This is a genomic window from Pseudomonas protegens, from assembly GCF_013407925.2.
In the GTDB taxonomy this organism is placed as follows: Bacteria; Pseudomonadota; Gammaproteobacteria; order Pseudomonadales; family Pseudomonadaceae; genus Aquipseudomonas; species Aquipseudomonas fluorescens_AP.
Genome location: NZ_CP060201.1, coordinates 4,386,551 through 4,404,630 on the forward strand (window position 1 = coordinate 4,386,551; position 18,080 = coordinate 4,404,630).

14 protein-coding genes are annotated in these 18,080 nt (G+C 65.9%); 7 read left to right on the forward strand and 7 right to left on the reverse strand.

All coding sequences use genetic code 11. The features are described 5' to 3' along the window. Position 1: 1 nt before the first annotated feature. The 3 genes from GGI48_RS20350 to GGI48_RS20360 form a co-directional block, all read right to left on the reverse strand. The gene (locus GGI48_RS20350) at positions 2–1,699 is read right to left on the reverse strand and encodes a molecular chaperone HscC (protein WP_016963571.1); all 1,698 of its coding nucleotides are present in this window, start codon (positions 1,697–1,699) and stop codon (positions 2–4) included. Positions 1,700–1,890: 191 nt separating this feature from the next. After that, positions 1,891–3,591 carry an acid phosphatase gene (locus GGI48_RS20355; RefSeq protein ID WP_179599764.1) on the reverse strand — a complete coding sequence of 567 codons (1,701 nt, stop codon included), beginning with the start codon at positions 3,589–3,591 and terminating at the stop codon, positions 1,891–1,893. 195 nt (positions 3,592–3,786) lie between these two features. Further along, the gene (locus GGI48_RS20360; protein ID WP_016963573.1) at positions 3,787–5,205 is read right to left on the reverse strand and encodes a short-chain fatty acid transporter; all 1,419 of its coding nucleotides are present in this window, start codon (positions 5,203–5,205) and stop codon (positions 3,787–3,789) included. A 114-nt stretch (positions 5,206–5,319) separates the two neighbouring features. Between GGI48_RS20360 and GGI48_RS20365 the strand changes: the two genes are divergently transcribed. Both GGI48_RS20365 and GGI48_RS20370 read left to right on the forward strand, forming a co-directional pair. Next, positions 5,320–5,553 carry a Pathogenicity locus gene (locus tag GGI48_RS20365; protein ID WP_042940702.1) on the forward strand — a complete coding sequence of 78 codons (234 nt, stop codon included), beginning with the start codon at positions 5,320–5,322 and terminating at the stop codon, positions 5,551–5,553. 4 nt (positions 5,554–5,557) lie between these two features. Then, complete coding sequence (locus GGI48_RS20370; RefSeq protein ID WP_179599766.1) at positions 5,558–6,943, forward strand: PLP-dependent aminotransferase family protein; 1,386 nt, start codon at positions 5,558–5,560, stop codon at positions 6,941–6,943. Here the strand turns inward: GGI48_RS20370 and panB are convergent. Next, complete coding sequence (gene panB, locus GGI48_RS20375; RefSeq protein ID WP_179599767.1) at positions 6,931–7,758, reverse strand: 3-methyl-2-oxobutanoate hydroxymethyltransferase; 828 nt, start codon at positions 7,756–7,758, stop codon at positions 6,931–6,933. The two genes, GGI48_RS20370 and panB, sit on opposite strands and share 13 nt — an antisense overlap. A 176-nt stretch (positions 7,759–7,934) precedes the next feature. Between panB and GGI48_RS20380 the strand changes: the two genes are divergently transcribed. After that, positions 7,935–9,260 (forward strand): MFS transporter, encoded by a 1,326-nt coding sequence (locus GGI48_RS20380; RefSeq protein WP_179599769.1) that lies wholly within the window; start codon positions 7,935–7,937, stop codon positions 9,258–9,260. Positions 9,261–9,428: 168 nt separating this feature from the next. After that, positions 9,429–9,947, forward strand: coding sequence for a hypothetical protein (locus tag GGI48_RS20385; RefSeq protein ID WP_016963579.1), 519 nt, complete (start codon positions 9,429–9,431; stop codon positions 9,945–9,947). Positions 9,948–10,047: 100 nt separating this feature from the next. Here GGI48_RS20385 and GGI48_RS20390 read toward each other — a convergent pair whose 3' ends face one another. Together GGI48_RS20390 and GGI48_RS20395 are read right to left on the reverse strand one after the other, a co-directional pair. Continuing rightward, positions 10,048–10,467 (reverse strand): lysozyme inhibitor LprI family protein, encoded by a 420-nt coding sequence (locus tag GGI48_RS20390; RefSeq protein WP_179599771.1) that lies wholly within the window; start codon positions 10,465–10,467, stop codon positions 10,048–10,050. A gap of 146 nt (positions 10,468–10,613) precedes the next feature. Beyond that, positions 10,614–11,288, reverse strand: coding sequence for a heavy metal response regulator transcription factor (locus GGI48_RS20395; protein ID WP_060841091.1), 675 nt, complete (start codon positions 11,286–11,288; stop codon positions 10,614–10,616). Between the two features lie 385 nt (positions 11,289–11,673). On the opposite strand from GGI48_RS20395, the gene GGI48_RS20400 reads away from it, so the two are divergent. The 3 genes from GGI48_RS20400 (at position 11,674) to GGI48_RS20410 (ending at position 17,470) form a co-directional block, all read left to right on the forward strand. Further along, positions 11,674–12,924 (forward strand): TolC family protein, encoded by a 1,251-nt coding sequence (locus GGI48_RS20400; RefSeq protein ID WP_179599773.1) that lies wholly within the window; start codon positions 11,674–11,676, stop codon positions 12,922–12,924. Between the two features lie 197 nt (positions 12,925–13,121). After that, on the forward strand, positions 13,122–14,306 hold the full coding sequence (locus GGI48_RS20405; RefSeq protein ID WP_103741503.1) for an efflux RND transporter periplasmic adaptor subunit: 1,185 nt from the start codon (positions 13,122–13,124) through the stop codon (positions 14,304–14,306). A gap of 26 nt (positions 14,307–14,332) precedes the next feature. Then, positions 14,333–17,470: a CusA/CzcA family heavy metal efflux RND transporter gene (locus GGI48_RS20410; RefSeq protein WP_179599775.1), complete on the forward strand. Its 3,138-nt coding sequence runs from the start codon at positions 14,333–14,335 to the stop codon at positions 17,468–17,470. Between the two features lie 285 nt (positions 17,471–17,755). Here the strand turns inward: GGI48_RS20410 and GGI48_RS20415 are convergent, their stop codons facing one another. Continuing rightward, positions 17,756–17,974, reverse strand: a complete 219-nt coding sequence (locus tag GGI48_RS20415) for a hypothetical protein (RefSeq protein WP_179599777.1) — start codon at positions 17,972–17,974, stop codon at positions 17,756–17,758. Between the last annotated feature and the right edge of the window lie 106 nt (positions 17,975–18,080).

An 18,080-nucleotide genomic window follows, 5' to 3' on the forward strand; every position in this document is an offset into this window, starting at 1 on the left:
CTCAGTGCCAGTGGCCGTTTTCCAGTCTCTGCAGCTGTTCACTGAGTTGGTTGCGCACTTCGCGGATCTTGCGCTCGTCCTGGGTGTCCAGCACTTGCTGGAATTGCCCGGCCCAGTAGCCGATCTGTTCGCGCAATTCCCCCAGGCTTTCCTGATACAGACGTTCCAGGCGGGCGCTGAGCAGGGTGTTGACCTGCTGGTCGCGGGGATGAACCTTGAGTTGCTCCAGGGCCTTGAGCCGCTGCTGGATTTCCTCCGGGGTCAGCACGCCGGGGTTGTTCTCGATCACCAGGGAACGGCTTTCACCGGTCAGGGGAATGCTCACCTGGGCTTCCAGCAGGCCGTTGATGTCGTAGGTGAAGCGCACGTCCAGCGAGACTTCGCCGGCCGGGCGCTTGGGCACCTGCATTTCCAGTTGGCCGAGGGCGACGTTGTCGCGCACCAGGCGGCTCTCGCCCTGGAAAATCTTCAGCAGCACCTGTTCCTGGTTGTCGTGCAGGGTCTGCACGGTCTTGACCCGGCTCACCGGCACCACGCTGTTGCGCTCGATGATCGGCAGGTAGTGCCCGCCCTCGATCTGGTTGCCGTACTGCTGGGAGGTTTCGATGCCCAGGGTGTAGGAGCAGACGTCGGTCAGGACCACTTCCTCCAGAGCCGCGGAGCGGGCCTTGAGCGCCGCCTGGACCGCCGCGCCCTGGGCCACCACTTCGTCGGGGTCGAGGCTGATGGACGGAAAGCGCCCGAACAGCCCCGCCGCCAGCTTGCGTACCAGGGGCATGCGGGTGGCGCCGCCCACCAGGAGGATTTCATCCAGGTCGCTGACGCGGATCCGGGCATCGCGCAGGGCCCGCTCGATGGGTGCCCGCAGGCGTTCCAGCAGGGGCGTGTAGAGGTTGGCCAACTGCGCCTGGGTGATGGTCTGGGTCCATTGCCGGCCATCGACCCGCAGGCTGAACTCGGCGCTGGGTTCCTGGCCCAGGGCACGGCGCACCCGTTCGGCTTCCCGGCGCAGGGCCTGGAGCACGCTCTGGCGCTCGGGAAAGTCCGCCGCCCGGCCTTGTTGCTCGATGAAGTGCTCCAGCAGCAGGCTGTCGAAATCTTCGCCGCCGAGGAAGTTGTCACCGGCGCTGGCGCGGACTTCCATGACCCCGTCGAACAGCTCCAGGATCGACACGTCGAAGGTGCCGCCACCGAGGTCGAAGACCAGGAACGAGGTTTCCTTGTCGCGCTGGTGCAGGCCGTAGGCCAGGGCCGCGGCGGTGGGTTCGTTGATCAGCTTTTCCACCTTGAGCCCGGCCAGTTCGCCGGCGATCCGCGTGGCCTTGCGCTGGGCGTCGCTGAAATAGGCCGGCACGCTGATCACCGCTTCGTCCACCGGCTCGCCGTAGGCGCGCTCGACATCCTCCTTGAGGCTCTTGAGCACCAGGGCCGAGAGTTCTTCCGGACGCAACAGCCGATCTCCCAGGCGCACTTCGGTGGCGCTGCCCATGTAGCGCTTGAACAGGGCTGTGGTCAGTTGCGGGTGGGTGTGCAGGCGCTCCTTGGCGGCCTGGCCCACCAGCACCCGGCCCTCATCGTCCAGGCCCACCACGCTGGGGGTGAGGAACTGGCCCAGGGCGTTGGGCACCAGCTCGCTGGCGGTGTCGCGCCAGACCGCCACCAGGCTGTTGGTGGTCCCCAGGTCGATGCCTACGATCATGACGACGAACTCCCTTTCCAATCGGAAAACTGATGAAACAAATAAGTGGCGCGCAGGATATTACCCGTCGGGTGGATGGGTAAAGTGCGTGATGTCACATGGCTATTATTGGCGCCGGTGCCGCAGTGCCGAAGCCGGTCTTGGGCTTCGGTTCTGCGGTGGCTGGCGGGCCCGTTGCGGGCCCGCCGGGGTCAGGCGCTGAAGTGCAGGGCGTTGGTCAGGTCGCCCATGGGTTTCTGGCCCCGGGCGATCATGGCCTCGTCACGTTCCTTGATGCCGTCCAGGGTTTCCAGCTGGAACACCCGGGTGATCAGCCGCAGGATCGAGGCGGTGTCATACACCGTGTGATCCACCGTGCCCTTGCGGGCGAACGGTGAAACCACCAGCGCTGGAATCCGCGTGCCCGGGCCCCAGCGATCGCCCTGGGGCGGCGCCACGTGGTCCCACCAGCCGCCGTTTTCGTCGACGGTGACGATCACCACCATGTTTTTCCATTGCGGGCTTTCCTGCAGCACTTTCAGAGCGCGGTCGATGTGCCGGTCGCCGGCGGCCACGTCGGCATAGCCAGCGTGCAGGTTGAGGTTGCCTTGGGGCTTGTAGAAGGTCACCGCCGGCAGCTTGCCGGCCTCGGCATCGGCGAAGAACTTGTTGGTGCTCGACTCATCCCCCAGGCCGCCGTCGCGCAGGCGCTTGGCACGCTCGGCCGGATTCTCCGGACCCTGGCGCACAAAATAGTTGAACGGCTGGTGGTGGTACTGGAAGTTGGGGATCTTGGGAATCCCGCCGGAATCCTTGAACTGCTCCAGGGTCGCCTGCCAGGCGCCGCCGTACCAGGCCCAGTCGACGTTCTTCTTCGACAGCTTGTCGCCGATGTGCTCGTGGGTCTGCGGCACCAGCACGCTGGGCAGGTCGGGCTTGGCGTAGTCCGGGCGCTCCGGGTCGCGGATCCAGGTCGGCCAGTAGGGCGGGGCCATGGTGTTGACCGCGTAGCCGTCCGGGGTCAGGGCGCTGGGTCCGAACTGTGGCGCACCGTCCATGGCACTGGCCGGGGACTTGTCCAGGGGCTTGATGCGAGTGCCCTTGGGGTCGTCGCCCTGCAAGGTGGCGATCTGCGACTTGGCCACCGAGTTGGCGGCATCCGGGTAGAACGGCACCTTGGCGCTGATCAGGTACTGGTGGTTGAGGAACGAGCCGCCGAAGGCGCCCTGGAAGAAGTTGTCGCAGAGCACGAACTCCCGCGCCACATCCCACAGGCGCAGGGAGTAACGGCTCTGGGCGTAGTGGCCCATGGTCAGCGCGCCGGAGTCGGCCCAGGCGACGAAGCCATCGTTCTTGCCGCCGTTGATCTGCATCTGGTTCTGGTAGAACAGGTGCCACAGGTCGCGGGTCACCAGGCCCAGGGGCAGGTCCTCGCCGCTGGGGCCCTCGAGGGCGAACGGCGCGTTGGGCAGGTTTTCCTGGAACTGGGTTTCCACCGGGTAGGTGACGCCGTCCAGGGTTTGCGGGCCGACCTGGAGAATGCCGCCCCAGACCGGTGGCAGTTTCGACAGCAGGCTGCCGTCGCGGTCGCGCTGCTGGAACGCCTCGGGCTTGAGCGCCGACAAGGGTTTCTCCACCCCGGGGAAATTGGCGAACAGGTTGTTGAAGCTGCGGTTCTCGGCGAACAGCACCACCACGTTCTTCACCTGCTCGCGCAGCGCCTTGTCCAGTTCCGCGGGAGACAGCGGCCGCTCCTGCGGTTTGCCCGCCGGCTCGTCGGACTTGGCGCAGGCGCTCAGGGTGGCGCCAACCCCCAGAACGGCAACGCCGCCAAGGAAGCGGCGGCGGCTGGTATCGGTGGGCTGGTCGGGGGTGGTTTCGGGGAGGTCGCGCTGATCGGTATCGTCGCTCATGTCGGGTCCTTGCTCGTCGCTCTGAGAATTCGTTACAAAGTATTTCGGTCGCACGGTAGCAATCGAATATGACGCAAAGACTACATGAATGCTTCAAGAGTCCACTGCGATCGCTGGGGAAACGTCTGAAATCTGCGTCGAAACAGGATTATCCACAGGCCCGCTGCGTTCGGCGGCAGCGGGCCTGTGGCGCCCTCAGGGATGCACCGGCGGCAGGTACGCCAGGCTGGTGCCCAGGGCCCAGAGCAGCACCAGCACCAAAGGCGCGTGTACCAGCAACTGGACGAAGGAGAAGCCGATCAGGTCGCGGGCCTTCAAGCCCAGCACCCCCAGCAGCGGCAGCATGTAGAAGGGGTTGATCAGGTTCGGCAAGGCCTCGGCGGCGTTGTAGATCTGCACCGCCCAACCCAGGTGGTATTGCAGGTCATTGGCCACCTGCATCACATAGGGCGCCTCGATGATCCACTTGCCGCCGCCGGAGGGAATGAAGAAGCCCAGCACCGCCGAGTACAGGCCCATCAGCAGGGCATAGGTGTCGTGGGAGGCGATCTGCACGAAGAAGGTCGAGATGTGGTGGGCCAGGGTCTGGCCGTCCACGCCCTTGACCACCGTCATCAGCGCGGCGATCGAGCCATACAGCGGGAACTGGATCAGCACCCCGGTGGTGGTGGGCACTGCCCGGGCCACGGCATCGAGAAAGCTGCGCGGGCGCCAATGCAGCAGGGCGCCGGTCATCAGGAACAGGAAGTTGTAGGTGTTGAGCCCGGAGATCGCGGTGATCGCCGGCTTGGTGGCGAACTCGTGATACAGCCAGCCGGCGGCCAGCAGCGCCAGGAGCAGGGTCAGCAGCGGGCTGTATTCCAGCCATTCGCCGGGGCGGGTCCGGGGTTGCGGCTTGGGCATGCTGAAGCTCGGGTCGACCCCGCAGGCCTGGGCATCCCGGGCGCTATTAGGGCCCGGGGCGGTGGCGTAGGCGACGATCAGCGAGACGACGATCAGCGCCAGCAGCAACACCCCCGACTGCCAGAGAAAGATGGTCTGGGTGAAGGGAATCACCCCGGTGATGGCCAGGATCGACGGCGGCAGGCTGCCCGGGTTGGCCTGCAACTGCGCGGCCGAGGACGACAGCCCCAGGGCCCACACCGCGCCCAGGCCCAGGTAGGCGGCCGCACCGGCGGCGCGATAGTCCATGCGCAGTTCGGTGCGCCGGGCCAGGGCCCGCACCAGCAGGCCGCCGAACACCAGGGACAGGCCCCAGTTGAGCAAGGAGGCGACCATGGAAATCAGCGCCACCCAGGCCACCGCCGAGCGGCCGTTACTGGGAATGCGCGCCAGCTTGTCGATCAGCTTCACCGCCGGCGGCGAGCTGGCCACCACATAGCCGCCGATGACCACGAAGGCCATCTGCATGGTGAAGGGGATCAGGCTCCAGAAGCCGTCACCGAAGGCCATGGCGGCGTCGGTGGGCTTGGCGCCCATGGCCAGGGTGGCCAGGGCGACGATGATCACCGCCAGCGCGGCGAACACCCAGGAATCGGGAAACCAGCGTTCGGCCCAGTTCGAGCAGCGCAGGGCGAAACGGGCGGAGCGGCTATCTTGAATATCAGCGGCCACGTCAGTACCTCGGATTTCTTATGTTTATAAGGACGACGGCCGCCCCAGGCTGAGGCGGCCGAGAACTGTGCAAGAATGCGGCAATTGCCACGGACTGCAAAGGATTCAACGCACATGTCATTTTCCCCTGAAGAACGCGCCGCACTGCTCAAGGTCAAGGGTGTCGGCCCGACGGTGGTCGCTCGCCTGGAGCAACTGGGCATCACCTCCCTGGCCCAGCTGGCCGCCGCCGATGCCCTGGACATCGTCACCCAGGCCTCGGCTCTGGTGGGTTCCAGCTGCTGGAAAAACAGCCCCCAGGCTCGCGCGGCGATCCAGGCGGCGATTGCCCTGGCCAAAGGCAACTGACGCGGTGCAGCGCCAGCCTTCATTCGCCTATCAGGCGGTCTACCGCTACCTGTCGCAGTGGATCGACAATGCCGCCAGCGACCAGGAGCAACGCCTGCCCTCCCTGCGCGAACTGGCGCTGCGCCTGAAGGTTTCCCTGTCCACCACCAAGTACGCCTACGCCCTGCTGGAAGATGAAGGGCGCATCCACTCGCGGCCGCGCCAGGGCTACTTCACTCGAGCCGTCGCCGCTCCCTTGCCCACGGCCGGGGCGGACTTGCTCGACAACCTCTATGCCCAGGCGCGCCAGCCGGGACACCTGGCCTTGTGCAGCGATGCCCCGGCGATGCTGCTGTCCCTGGAGCAGCCGTTGCTGATGACCGAGCGCGAGCTGGCCCGCCAGTACCCGCGCAGCCAGGCGCCGCTGTACCAGCCCCTGGGCGAACAGGAACTGCGCAGCGAACTGGCCCGGCGCTACACCCGTTCCAGCGGCGACTACTGGCAGGCCGACCAGGTGTACCTGGGGCCCGATCTGCGCAGTGTGCTGGAGCTGGCGTTGCAGGCCCTGGACCTGGCCGGTGGCGTGGTGCTGGTGGAGTCCCCCTGTTCCTGGGCGATCCTGCGTCAGCTGCGGGCGGCGCGCCTGCGGATCATCGAACTGCCCCTGGACAGTGCCGGGCGCTTCGATCTGCAACAGGGGCAGGCGCTGCTCCAGCGTGAGCCGGTGCGCCTGGCGGTGTTCTCCTCGACGGTGAACATTCCCCACGGCAGCCTGATGCCCGCCGCCGACAAACAGCAACTGTGCCGCTGGTTCAGTGAGCGAGGGATCTGGCTGTTGGAGAACGACAGCTACGGTGAATTCAGCTTCGTGCCGGACGCCGCGCGCTATCGGGATTTTGCTGACCCCGAGCGGCTGTTGGTGTTTGCCAGCCTGGACAAGGCCATCGGTGCCGAGGCGCCTTTCAGCTACTTGCTGAGCCGCAGCCTGGGCCCGCGAATGCAGCGCCTGTTTCTCGAGCGTTCCTTGCGCCTATCGCCGATCCGCCAGAAGGCGGTGGCGCGGCTCTTCAGTTCCGGTCGGGTCGACCAGCACCTGGTGAAGCTGCGGGGCCTGCTGCGCCAGCGCATGCAACAGCTGCACCTGCTGCTGGAGCAGCAGGCCGGTGGGCAATTGCACGCGCCGCTGGCCGCCGGGGGCGCAACCTTGTGGGTCGAAGCCAGGCGCCCGGTACAGATGACCCGGGTCTATGAGCGCCTGCTGGCCGCCGGCATCGTCATTGCGCCGGGCACTGTCTTCAGTCAGCAGGGCCTGTGGCAGCAGCACCTGCGCCTGAGCTTCACCCTGGATTGGAGCAAGGACATCCAGGGCGCCCTGGGGCAACTGGCCCAGGCGCTGGATCAGGCGTCCTGAGCCACGCCGTAGCAATGCTGCAACTGCGGGAATGCCTGGTCCCGGACTTCTGCGGCAAAGCGTTGGCAGGCCTGGCTGATCAGGGCGCCGGCATCGGCGTACTGCTTGACGAAACGCGGCACCTGGGCCCCGCCCAGCCCCAGCAGGTCCTCGGTCACCAGCACCTGGCCGTCGCAGGCCGGGGAGGCGCCGATGCCAATGGTCGGCATCGCTGAAAAGTCGCTGATGCGCCGGGCCAGGGGTTCCGCCACCCCTTCCAGCAACAGGCTGAAGGCACCGGCCTCAAGGTGGGCCCGGGCATCAGCCTCGATCTTGGCGGCGGCCTCGCTGTCGAGCCCCTGGGCCCTGAACCCGCCCATCTGGTTGACGAACTGCGGCATCAGGCCGATGTGGGCCATCACCGGAATGCCTCGCTGCACCAGGAACTCCACGGTGGGCGCCAGGGCCTGGCCGCCTTCCAGCTTGAGGGCGGCGCAGCCGGTGCGGGCCATGACTTCGGCGCCATTGCGGTAGGCCTGCTGCGGGGATTCCTGGTAGCTGCCGAAGGGCATGTCGGCGATCACGCAGGCCAGGCGGCTGCCGGCCACCACGGCGCGGGTGTGGGCGATGATTTCCGTCAGGCTCATGTCCAGGGTCGAGGTGCGGCCGTAGCCGACCATGGCGGTGGAATCGCCGATCAGGATGAAATCCACGAAGGGGTCCATCAGCCGTGCCATGTGGCTGGTATAGGCGGTGAGGGACACGATCTTCTGCCGGCCTTTCATGGCCACCAGTTGCGGGACGCTCAGGCGCTGGGTGCGGGTATGGCTGCTCATGACGACTTTCCTGATTCTGCTGGGGTGGGAAAGTGCCCGATTATTGGCCTGGCGCGCGGCCGTTCAAGGTACAGAAAACCGCGGAAAACCAACCCAGGGAAGGCGACGGGTTGTTCCCCGGATCGTTTGCGTAGACCATGAGCGCCTTCGCTTTGTGCTGCCATTGAGTTGCTTTCATGACCCCATCCACTGAGTCGTCGCCGGCGCGCTTTTCCCGCGCCGACTACAAGACCCTGGGCCTGGCCGCCCTGGGCGGCGCCCTGGAAATCTACGATTTCATCATCTTCGTATTTTTCGCCCTGACCCTGAGCCAGTTGTTCTTCCCCCCGGAAATGCCCGAATGGCTGCGCCTGCTGCAAAGCTTCGGGATCTTCGTCACCGGCTACCTGGCCCGGCCCCTGGGCGGCATTCTCATGGCGCACTTCGCCGACCGCCTGGGGCGCAAGAAGGTCTTCAGCCTGAGCATCCTGATGATGGCGCTGCCCTGCCTGCTGATCGGGATCATGCCGACCTACGCCCAGATCGGCTATTTCGCGCCCTTGCTGTTGCTGGCGCTGCGGGTTCTGCAGGGCGCCGCGGTGGGCGGTGAGGTGCCCAGCGCCTGGGTGTTCGTCGCCGAGCACGCGCCACGGGCCCATCGCGGTTATGCCCTGGGTTTTCTCCAGGCCGGGCTGACCTTCGGCTACCTCTTGGGGGCGCTGACCGCGACCCTGCTGGCGCGGGTCTTCAGCCCCGAGGACATCCTTGACCACGCCTGGCGCTATCCCTTCCTGCTGGGCGGGGTGTTTGGCGTGATCGGCGTCTGGTTGCGCCGCTGGCTGAGCGAAACCCCGGTGTTCGTGGCGTTTCAGGAGCAGCGCGAGAACGCCGCCGAACTGCCGCTGCGCACGGTGCTGCGCGAGCACCGGCTGGCGATCCTGCCAGCCTTGATCCTGACCTGCGTGCTGACCTCGGCGGTGGTGGTGTTCGTGGTCATCACCCCGACCATGATGCAGAAGAGCTTCGGCATGAGCGCCAGCCACACCTTTGCCCTGAGCAGCCTGGGCATCGTCTTCCTCAACATCGGCTGCGTGCTGGCGGGGCTGATCGTCGACCGCCTTGGCGCCTGGCGCACGGTGATGCTCTACAGCCTGCTGCTGCCCGTGGGCATCGCCGTGCTCTATGGCTGCCTGATCAGCGGCGGCGAGTGGATCGGCCTGGCCTACGCCATCGCCGGCCTGGGTTGCGGCGTGGTGGGGGCGGTGCCATCGGTGATGGTCAGCCTGTTTCCGCCGCGGATTCGCGTCTCGGGGATCTCCTTCACCTACAACATCGCCTACGCCCTCTGGGCCAGTACCACCCCGTTGCTGCTGATCGCCCTGATGCCCTGGAGCCCATGGATCTGCGTGATCTATTGCGCGCTGATGGGCGCGGTTGGGGTGATCAGTGTCGGTTACTTCGGCGGGCGCGTGGGCGAGGAGCGGTCGCTGGCGCCAGGACCCTGCGCCGTGGATCAGCGTTAAGACCTTTCTTCAAAGGCTCCCGATCAAGCGAAACAGCGAGCTAGAGCCTTCGCCAAAAGGCCGATGAATCCGCACTGGAAACGAGCTGAAAAATGCCTTTCAGCCCCTGGTTTTTTCCCGCTAATCTCCCGGAATGCGCGGTCCGCGCTTGAGTTTCCGGGAGCTGTCTTGATTCGTTCGACGCTGTGTTCCTTGCGAAATTTCTCCACCCTCGCGCCACTGCTGCAAGTGGCGCTGGTGAGCTTTGTGCTGGGCCTGGTGTTTGTCCTGATCGAGGCCTGGACCAGCACCCTGGTGGACTATGGCCTGGAAGGCGCCAGCCCCGACAGCCTCAGTGCCCGGGTGGTCGCGGTGGAGGCGGGGGCGCTGCTGGTCGAGGACCTCGACAGCGGCGAACGCCAACGCTTGCGCCTGAGCCCCGAATTGACCCGGTTCCAGGTGCCACTCGAACAACTCCCGGGACAGCCTCTGGTGCTGAGCCACCTGCGGGGTTACCTGCTGGGCTGTACCCGCGACGATCAGCCCTGGTGCGTCGCCCGGTGTGACAGCGCCGAGCGGTGCCAGCAGCGCCTGCGCGAGCGTGAGTCCTGCCTGGGCATGCTGGGGTTTGCCTGGCTCGCCAGCCTGGTGTGCCTGCTGGTCCATGGCCTCAGTCTTCGTCCGTGCAGGCGGCGTGCGGGGTCTTGATGGCGCTTTCGCGGGCCAGCCCGCTGCTGTCGGCGCCGTCGTGGCGGAACCGGCGAAGCGGCCGCCGGGCCTGGCCCGTTGCGCATGACCCGGCAGGCGGCTATTGGGCCAGCAGTTGCTCCAGGTAGCGGGAGCGTTCGTTGCTCAGGCGGGTCACGCAACGGTTGATCAGGGTAACGTGGGCCGGTTTGCCCGGCGCCACTTCGAAGGCCTCCAGCACGCAGGTGCTGTCGCGGTACTTGATCCAGGCCCGCTGCGCGTTCTTCAACTTGCCGAGGTATTCCTGCTCTTGCAGCAGGCTGCTGGGATACAGGTTGTGAACCCGCTCCAAGAGCGCCTGATAGCTCTGATTGAGGGCGTCGTCGGCCCGTTCCTTGTCCTGCTGGGCGCAGCGATCGACCTGTTCGCTGACCTCGATGTGGCTGCAGTCCAGCGGGGCGGCCCGGGCGGTAGACGAGCCGCCGCCGACCCCGAGCAGCAGGGCCACGGCGAGGCCGAAGATCCAGGGCTGATGATGCATGGCGGTCCCTTCGCGCTGAGAATGAAGCGGGCATTCTACCGCGCCGCGGTCAATGCAGAAGGGGGGCGCCGCGGGCTCAGGGCGTGTGCTGCCAGGGCCGGGCCGCGTGGGGCGGAGCCTGGTCGGCTTGCTGGCGCCTTGCGCTTTTAGTCGCGCTCTTCGAGCACGTAGCCCACGCCGCGCAAGGTGTGGATCAGCTTGCGTTCGAACGGGTCGTCGATCTTCGCTCGCAGGCGGCGGATCGAGACTTCCACCACATTGGTGTCGCAGTCGAAGTTCATGTCCCAGACAAAGGAAATGATCTGGGTGCGCGACAGCACCACGCCGCTCTGGCGCATCAGCAGGTGCAGCAGGGCGAACTCCTTGGTGGTCAGGTCGATGCGCTGTTTGCCGCGAAAGGCCCGGTGGCGGCTCTGATCCAGTTCCAGGTCGGCAACGCGCAACACATCCGGCACCGGCTTCTGTTCGCTGCGGCGCATCAGGGTGCGGACCCGGGCCAGCAACTCGGGAAACTCGAACGGCTTGACCAGGTAATCATCGGCGCCCAGGTCCAGGCCGCGAATCTTGTCCGCCAGTCGTCCCTGGGCGGTCAGCATCATGACCCGGGTGTTGCTGTTCTGGCGGATCTGCGACAGCACTCCCCAGCCATCGATCTGCGGCAGGTTGACGTCGAGGATCACCAGATCGTAGGCGTGCTGGCGGGTCAGGTGCAGGCCATCCGCGCCGGTATTGGCGCAATCCACCACGTAACCGCTTTCGGTCAGTCCCTGATGCAGGTACTCGGCAGTTTTGAGTTCGTCTTCGATAACCAGGATTCGCATGCGGGTGAGGTTCTCGGTGAATAACGGGCAGTCGGGAAAGTTGCTGGAAACAGTGCTGAAGATGCGCGGCAAGTGTGCTCGCTGCAATCCACTTGAAACGATCTTAAAAGTTGAGCGGCGATTGTTTTAAAACCTGCGGTGCACTCGCTTTCAATGCCCGGATGTTAATACAGAACCTTGAGCCAGAGCCTTGGCTAACGGATTTGTAATCTTTGCGCCACCCTGCTGATAAGCGCTGAAAGTTACCCTGGGTTGAACTTGAAACTCTTTCTGCCAATGGGCGCAGTGTTGCAGTTTCATATCGGCCGGGGCCTCTTTGTATATCCCTCGATATGTTTCGCGCCGCGTTGCAGACACTTTGCCTCACCAGGGGCCGGAACCTGTTATGCCGACTTTCCCGAGAACACCCGCCCGGGCTGCGCCGACCTGCCGCTGGATGCTGTGGCTGGTCCTGGCAGCGGCGCCGCTGAGCGTTGCCCAGGCCTCCGTCTTGAGCCTGGACAGTGCCCTGGCCAAGGCCTTTGCCAACAACCCCGAACTGGCCGCCGCGCGCTGGGAGATCGACATCGCCCAAGGCGCACGGCAGCAGGCCGGGTTGCTGCCCAACCCGGTGCTGTCGGTGGACGCCGAGGACACCCGCAGGGATTCGCGCACCACCGCGGTCAAGCTCAGCCAGGCGCTGGAGCTGGGCGGCAAGCGTGGCGCCCGGGTGGAGCTGGCCAGCCGTGGCCAGGAGCTGGCCGCCCTGGAGCTGGAGCGGCGCGGTATCGAGCTGCGGGCCGATGTTCTGCAGGCTTACTACGCCGCGCTGCGGGCCCAGGAGCGCACCCAACTGGCCGGGCGTTCGCTGGCCCTGGCCGAACGCGGGGTCAGCGTGGCCCAGGGGCGGGTCAAGGCCGGCAAGGCCTCGCCGGTGGAAGCCACCCGGGCCCAGGTGCAACTGGCCGAGGTTCGGCTGGAGCTCAGCCGGGGGCAGATGGAGCAGGGCGATGCCTATCGGCAGTTGGCCAGGATCATTGGCAGCGCCGCCGCGGAGTTCTCGGCGGTGCAGGAACCGCCCCGCGCGCTGAGCACGCTGCCGGCCTCGGCGCAGTTGTTGAGCCGCTTGCCGGAGACTGCGCAGTTGCGCCTGGCGGAGCAGGAAATCCTTCAGCGCGAGGCGTCCCTGGGGTTGGAGAAGGCCCAGCGCATTCCCGATCTGGACGTCAGCATCGGCAGCCAGTACGACGCCGGCGCCCGTGAGCGGGTCAATCTGCTGGGCCTGTCCATGCCGCTGCCGCTGTTCAACCGCAACCAGGGCAATGTGCTGTCCGCCGCCCGTCGCAGCGATCAGGCCCGGGACCTGCGCAATGCCACCGAGCTGCGCCTGCGCAGTGAAACCCGCCAGGCCCTGGAGCAATGGAGCACCGCCAGCGGCGAAGTGCAGGCCTTCAATCAGACCATCCTGCCCGCCGCCCAACGCGCGGTGGACAGCGCCACCCGGGGCTTCGAAATGGGCAAGTTCAGTTTCCTCGAAGTGCTGGACGCCCAACGCACGCTGATCGGCGCCCGCAGCCAGTACCTCGCCGCCGTGGCGCAAACCACCGATGCCCGGGTGCGGATCGAACGCATCTACGGCGACCTCAGCCGCTGGTGAAAACCGGGCTGCGGGGCCTGGTCTGTCTGCTCGCCATGCTGGTCAGCGATTGCAGCGCAGTACCCGGGACGCCACCTGAGGAGCCGCCCCGGCACTGGTGTGTCCATGAATGGCATCGGGCCCTCGACGACTTTTTCTTTTCGCCTACCTCGTAAGGCGCCTCGTGCGCTGCCGCACCTCGATTCTCAGGAGTACCCATGGATAAGAAACGCAGCCTGATGATGGCCATTGCCGCGGTATTTGGTCTGGGAGCGGCGGCCCTGCTGTTGCCGGGCCTGTCCGCCCCTGCGGCGCCTGCCGGCGCCAAGCTTCCTGATGTGGCCGAGCCGGTCGGGCACGGCGCCGAGGAGCCCGAGGGGCACCTGGAGCTCAGCGCCGAGCAGATCCAGGCCGCCGGGATCGAGCTGGCCGAGGCCGGTCCGCGGCAGCTCAAGCGAGTGCTGAGCCTGCCGGGGGAAATCCGTTTCGACGAGGATCGCACCTCCCACATCGTGCCCCGGGCCGCCGGGGTCGTGGAGTCGGTGCAGGTCAATCTGGGGCAGTCGGTCAAGCGCGGCGAGCTGCTGGCGGTGATCGCCAGCCCGCAGGTGTCCGACCAGCGCAGCGAGCTGGCAGCCGCCGGGCGGCGGGTGGAGCTGGCCCGTACCACCTTCGAGCGCGAGCGGCAGTTGTGGATCGATCAGATCTCCGCCGAACAGGATTACCTGCTGGCGCGCCAGAACCTGCAAGAAGCACAAATCGCCCTCAACAACGCCCGACAGAAGATCCAGGCCCTGAGTGGCAGCGCCCAGCTGGCGGGGGGCAACCGCTATGAAATGCGCGCGCCGTTCGACGCCGTGGTGGTGGAAAAGCACCTCAGCGTCGGCGAGGTGGTGAGCGAGAACAGCGCGGCCTTCACCCTCTCGGACCTGTCCCGGGTCTGGGCCACTTTTGGGGTATTCCCCAAGGATCTGGACAAGGTCCGGGTCGGCCAGCCCGTGAGTGTCAGCTCCAGCGAACTGGGGACCCAGGTCCAGGGCCAGGTGGCCTATGTCGGCAGCCTGCTGGGGGAACAGACCCGAACCGCCACGGTGCGGGTGACCCTGGCCAACCCGAATGACGCCTGGCGTCCGGGGTTGTTCGTCGCGGTGCAGGTGGCCACCGAAACCTTCGAGGCGCCGGTCAGCGTGCCGCAGAGCGCGATCCAGACCGTGGAGGAACGGCCGTCGGTGTTTGTCCGGGTGGCCGAGGGCTTCCAGGCCACGCCGGTAGTCATCGGCGCCACCCAGGACGGTTTCGTCGAGGTCCGCGAAGGGCTGGCGGCCGGGGCCCAGGTGGCCACCCGCGGCAGTTTCACCCTCAAGTCCGAACTGGGCAAAGGCGCGGCCGACCACGGCCATTGATCGGTCACAGCAGAGAGTGCTTTCCCATGTTTGAACGCATCATTCAATTTGCCATCGAGCAGCGCATCATCGTTTTGTTGGCGGTGCTGCTGATGGCCGGCGTCGGCATCGCCAGCTACCAGAAACTGCCGATCGACGCGGTGCCGGACATCACCAACGTCCAGGTGCAGATCAACTCGGCGGCGCCGGGTTTTTCGCCGCTGGAAACCGAGCAGCGCATCACCTTTCCCATCGAAACCGCCATGGCCGGGTTGCCGGGCTTGCAGCAGACCCGTTCGCTGTCGCGCTCGGGCCTGTCCCAGGTCACGGTGATCTTCAAGGACGGCACCGACCTGTTCTTCGCCCGGCAACTGGTCAACGAGCGGCTGCAGGTGGCCCGCGAGCAATTGCCTGAAGGCGTGGAGGCGGTGATGGGGCCGATCTCCACCGGCCTCGGGGAAATCTTCCTGTGGACCGTGGAAGCCGAGGACGGCGCGCGCAAGGAGGACGGCACGCCCTACACCCCCACCGACCTGCGGGTGATCCAGGACTGGATCATCAAGCCGCAACTGCGCAACGTGCAGGGCGTGGCCGAGATCAACACCATCGGCGGCTTCGCCAAGGAGTACCAGATCGCCCCCGATCCCAAGCGCCTGGCGGCTTACCGGCTGACCCTGAATGACCTGGTGACGGCCCTGGAGCGCAACAACGCCAACGTCGGCGCCGGCTACATCGAGCGCAGCGGCGAGCAGTTGCTGATCCGCGCGCCGGGGCAACTGGCGTCCATCGAGGACATCGCCAACATCGTCATCAGCAGCAGCGACGGCACGCCGATCCGCGTGCGCAACGTCGCCCAGGTGCAGATCGGCCGCGAACTGCGCACCGGCGCGGCCACCGAGAATGGCCGGGAAGTGGTGTTGGGCACGGTGTTCATGCTGATCGGCGAGAACAGCCGCAGCGTGTCCCAGGCGGTGGCGAAGAAACTTGAGGAGATCAACCGTTCACTGCCCGAAGGGGTGGTGGCGGTCACCGTCTACGACCGCACCAACCTGGTGGAAAAAGCCATCGCCACCGTGAAGAAGAACCTCTTCGAGGGCGCGCTGCTGGTGATCGTGATTCTGTTCCTGTTCCTGGGCAATATCCGCGCCGCGCTGATCACCGCCCTGGTGATCCCGCTGTCGATGCTGTTCACCTTCACCGGCATGTTCAGCAACAGGGTCAGTGCCAACCTGATGAGCCTCGGCGCCCTGGATTTCGGCATCATCGTCGACGGCGCGGTGGTGATCGTCGAGAACGCCATCCGCCGCCTGGCCCATGCCCAGCAGCACCACGGGCGCATGCTGACCCGCTCCGAACGCCTGCATGAAGTCTTCGCCGCGGCCAAGGAGGCACGCCGCGCGCTGATCTTCGGCCAGCTGATCATCATGGTGGTGTACCTGCCGATCTTTGCCCTGACCGGGGTGGCCGGGAAGATGTTCCACCCCATGGCCTTCACCGTGGTCATGGCGTTGCTGGGGGCGATGATCCTGTCGGTGACCTTTGTCCCGGCGGCCATTGCGCTGTTCGTCACCGGCAAGGTCAAGGAAGAGGAAAACCTGCTGGTGCGCAGCGCCAAGCGTGGCTACGCGCCGGTGCTGGACTGGGTCATGGGCCATCGTGCGCCGACCTTCGCCCTGGCGGCGGCGATCTTGCTGGGCAGCGCGGTGCTGGCCAGTCGCATGGGCAGCGAATTCATCCCCAGCCTCAGCGAAGGCGACTTCGCCCAACAGGCTTTGCGGGTGCCCGGCACCAGCCTCACGCAGTCGGTGGACATGCAGCAGCGCCTGGAGAAAACCCTGCTGGCGCAGGTGCCGGAGATCGAGCGGGTGTTTGCCCGCACCGGCACCGCGGAGATTGCCTCGGACCCGATGCCGCCGAATATTTCCGACAGCTACCTGATGCTCAAGCCCAAGGCCCAGTGGCCCGACCCGGGCAAGTCCCGCGAGGCCCTGATCGCCGATATCCAGCGCGCCAGCGCCCGGGTGCCGGGCAGTGCCTACGAACTGTCGCAGCCGATCCAGCTGCGTTTCAACGAGCTGATTTCCGGGGTGCGCAGCGATGTCGCGGTCAAGGTGTTCGGTGACGACATGACCGTGCTGAACAAGACCGCCAATGAAATCGCCACGGCCCTGCAGGGTTTGTCCGGCGCCTCGGAAGTCAAGGTCGAGCAGACCTCCGGCCTGCCGGTGCTGACCATCAATATCGACCGCGACAAGGCCGCGCGTTTCGGCCTCAACGTGGGCGATGTGCAAGACACCATCGCGGTGGCGGTGGGCGGGCGTCAGGCCGGCACCCTGTATGAAGGCGACCGGCGCTTCGACATGGTGGTGCGTCTGTCTGACCAGTTGCGCACCGACATCGACGGCCTGTCGCGGCTGCTGATCCCGATACCGGCGACCGCGGGCACGGCCAACGGGCAGATCGGCTTTATCGCCCTGTCGGAAGTGGCCAGCCTCGACCTGGTCCTGGGACCCAATCAGGTCAGCCGCGAAAACGGCAAGCGCCTGGTGATCGTCAGCGCCAACGTGCGCGGTCGCGACATCGGCTCCTTTGTCGAAGAGGCCACCTCGCGGATTGCCGACAAGGTCAAAGTGCCTGCGGGGTACTGGACCACCTGGGGCGGCCAGTTCGAGCAGTTGCAGGAGGCCTCCCAGCGTCTGCAAGTGGTGGTGCCGGTGGCGCTGCTGCTGGTGTTCGGCTTGCTGTTCATGATGTTCAACAACCTCAAGGACGGCCTGCTGGTGTTCACCGGCATTCCCTTTGCCTTGACCGGTGGGATCATGGCCCTGTGGCTGCGGGACATCCCGCTATCGATCTCGGCGGGGGTAGGGTTCATTGCCTTGTCGGGTGTTGCGGTGCTCAACGGCCTGGTGATGATTGCCTTTATCCGCAACCTGCGCGAGGAGGGGCGTTCGCTGTCCGTGGCGATTCATGAAGGCGCCCTGACCCGTTTGCGCCCGGTGCTGATGACCGCTCTGGTGGCGTCCCTGGGCTTCATCCCCATGGCCCTGGCCACCGGCACCGGCGCCGAAGTGCAACGGCCCCTGGCGACCGTGGTGATTGGCGGCATCCTGTCGTCCACCGTCCTCACCTTGCTGGTGCTGCCTGCCCTGTACCAATGGGCGCACCGCAAGGAAGAGGATTAGCCCCCTCTGTAGGCTGAGTGTTGGCGAAGGTGCGCTTGCGGGCGCCTTCGCTGGCAAGCCAGCTCCTACGGAGGGCAGGTGCATCGGGTCAATTCTTGTGGCAGCCGGCTTGCCGGCGAAGGCGTTCATGAGGATGTCTTCGCCGGCAAGTCGGCTCCTGCAGGATGGTGCTCAATGGGCAGGCAAAAAAAAGCGCCCCATGCGGGACGCTAAAAATTCATCTCTTTCCAAAGGAGCATCCAAAAAACGCTTCAAGAGATGAATGTGCTCGGTGGGCAGGGGCCGTTAAATATCTTCCTCGGCCGCTGCTGTGGAAGCATCGCGAGGGGCTGTGCCGGTGTCGCCCGTGGCCGCGGTTTGCTGGTTGGCGTCGCCGTGAATCTGTTCCTGGCTGGCCAGGAAGGCGTCACGCATTTGCTGCGGCCGTTCGCTGCCGTCGTCGGCCAAGGTGGTGAAGCTGGTGCTGGCCAGAAGGCCGATCAACAACAGTTGGGTTGGGCGCATGGATGGACTCCCGAGAAGCTCTTGGACCGTGGTAAACACGGCGGATTTGAGTGTGCTCGGGAGTATAGGGAGGCCAACCTAACGAGAAGGTGAGGCCGATATTACA

Bases quoted from the DNA above. Each gene is read 5' to 3' on its own strand.
- GGI48_RS20350 (WP_016963571.1), bottom strand. From the start codon at position 1,699: ATGATCGTAGGCATCGACCTGGGGACCACCAACAGCCTGGTGGCGGTC.
- GGI48_RS20355 (WP_179599764.1), bottom strand. From the start codon at position 3,591: ATGAGCGACGATACCGATCAGCGCGACCTCCCCGAAACCACCCCCGAC.
- GGI48_RS20365 (WP_042940702.1), top strand. From the start codon at position 5,320: ATGTCATTTTCCCCTGAAGAACGCGCCGCACTGCTCAAGGTCAAGGGT.
- panB (WP_179599767.1), bottom strand. From the start codon at position 7,758: ATGAGCAGCCATACCCGCACCCAGCGCCTGAGCGTCCCGCAACTGGTG.
- GGI48_RS20380 (WP_179599769.1), top strand. From the start codon at position 7,935: ATGACCCCATCCACTGAGTCGTCGCCGGCGCGCTTTTCCCGCGCCGAC.
- GGI48_RS20390 (WP_179599771.1), bottom strand. From the start codon at position 10,467: ATGCATCATCAGCCCTGGATCTTCGGCCTCGCCGTGGCCCTGCTGCTC.
- GGI48_RS20395 (WP_060841091.1), bottom strand. From the start codon at position 11,288: ATGCGAATCCTGGTTATCGAAGACGAACTCAAAACTGCCGAGTACCTG.
- GGI48_RS20400 (WP_179599773.1), top strand. From the start codon at position 11,674: ATGCCGACTTTCCCGAGAACACCCGCCCGGGCTGCGCCGACCTGCCGC.
- GGI48_RS20405 (WP_103741503.1), top strand. From the start codon at position 13,122: ATGGATAAGAAACGCAGCCTGATGATGGCCATTGCCGCGGTATTTGGT.
- GGI48_RS20410 (WP_179599775.1), top strand. From the start codon at position 14,333: ATGTTTGAACGCATCATTCAATTTGCCATCGAGCAGCGCATCATCGTT.
- GGI48_RS20415 (WP_179599777.1), bottom strand. From the start codon at position 17,974: ATGCGCCCAACCCAACTGTTGTTGATCGGCCTTCTGGCCAGCACCAGC.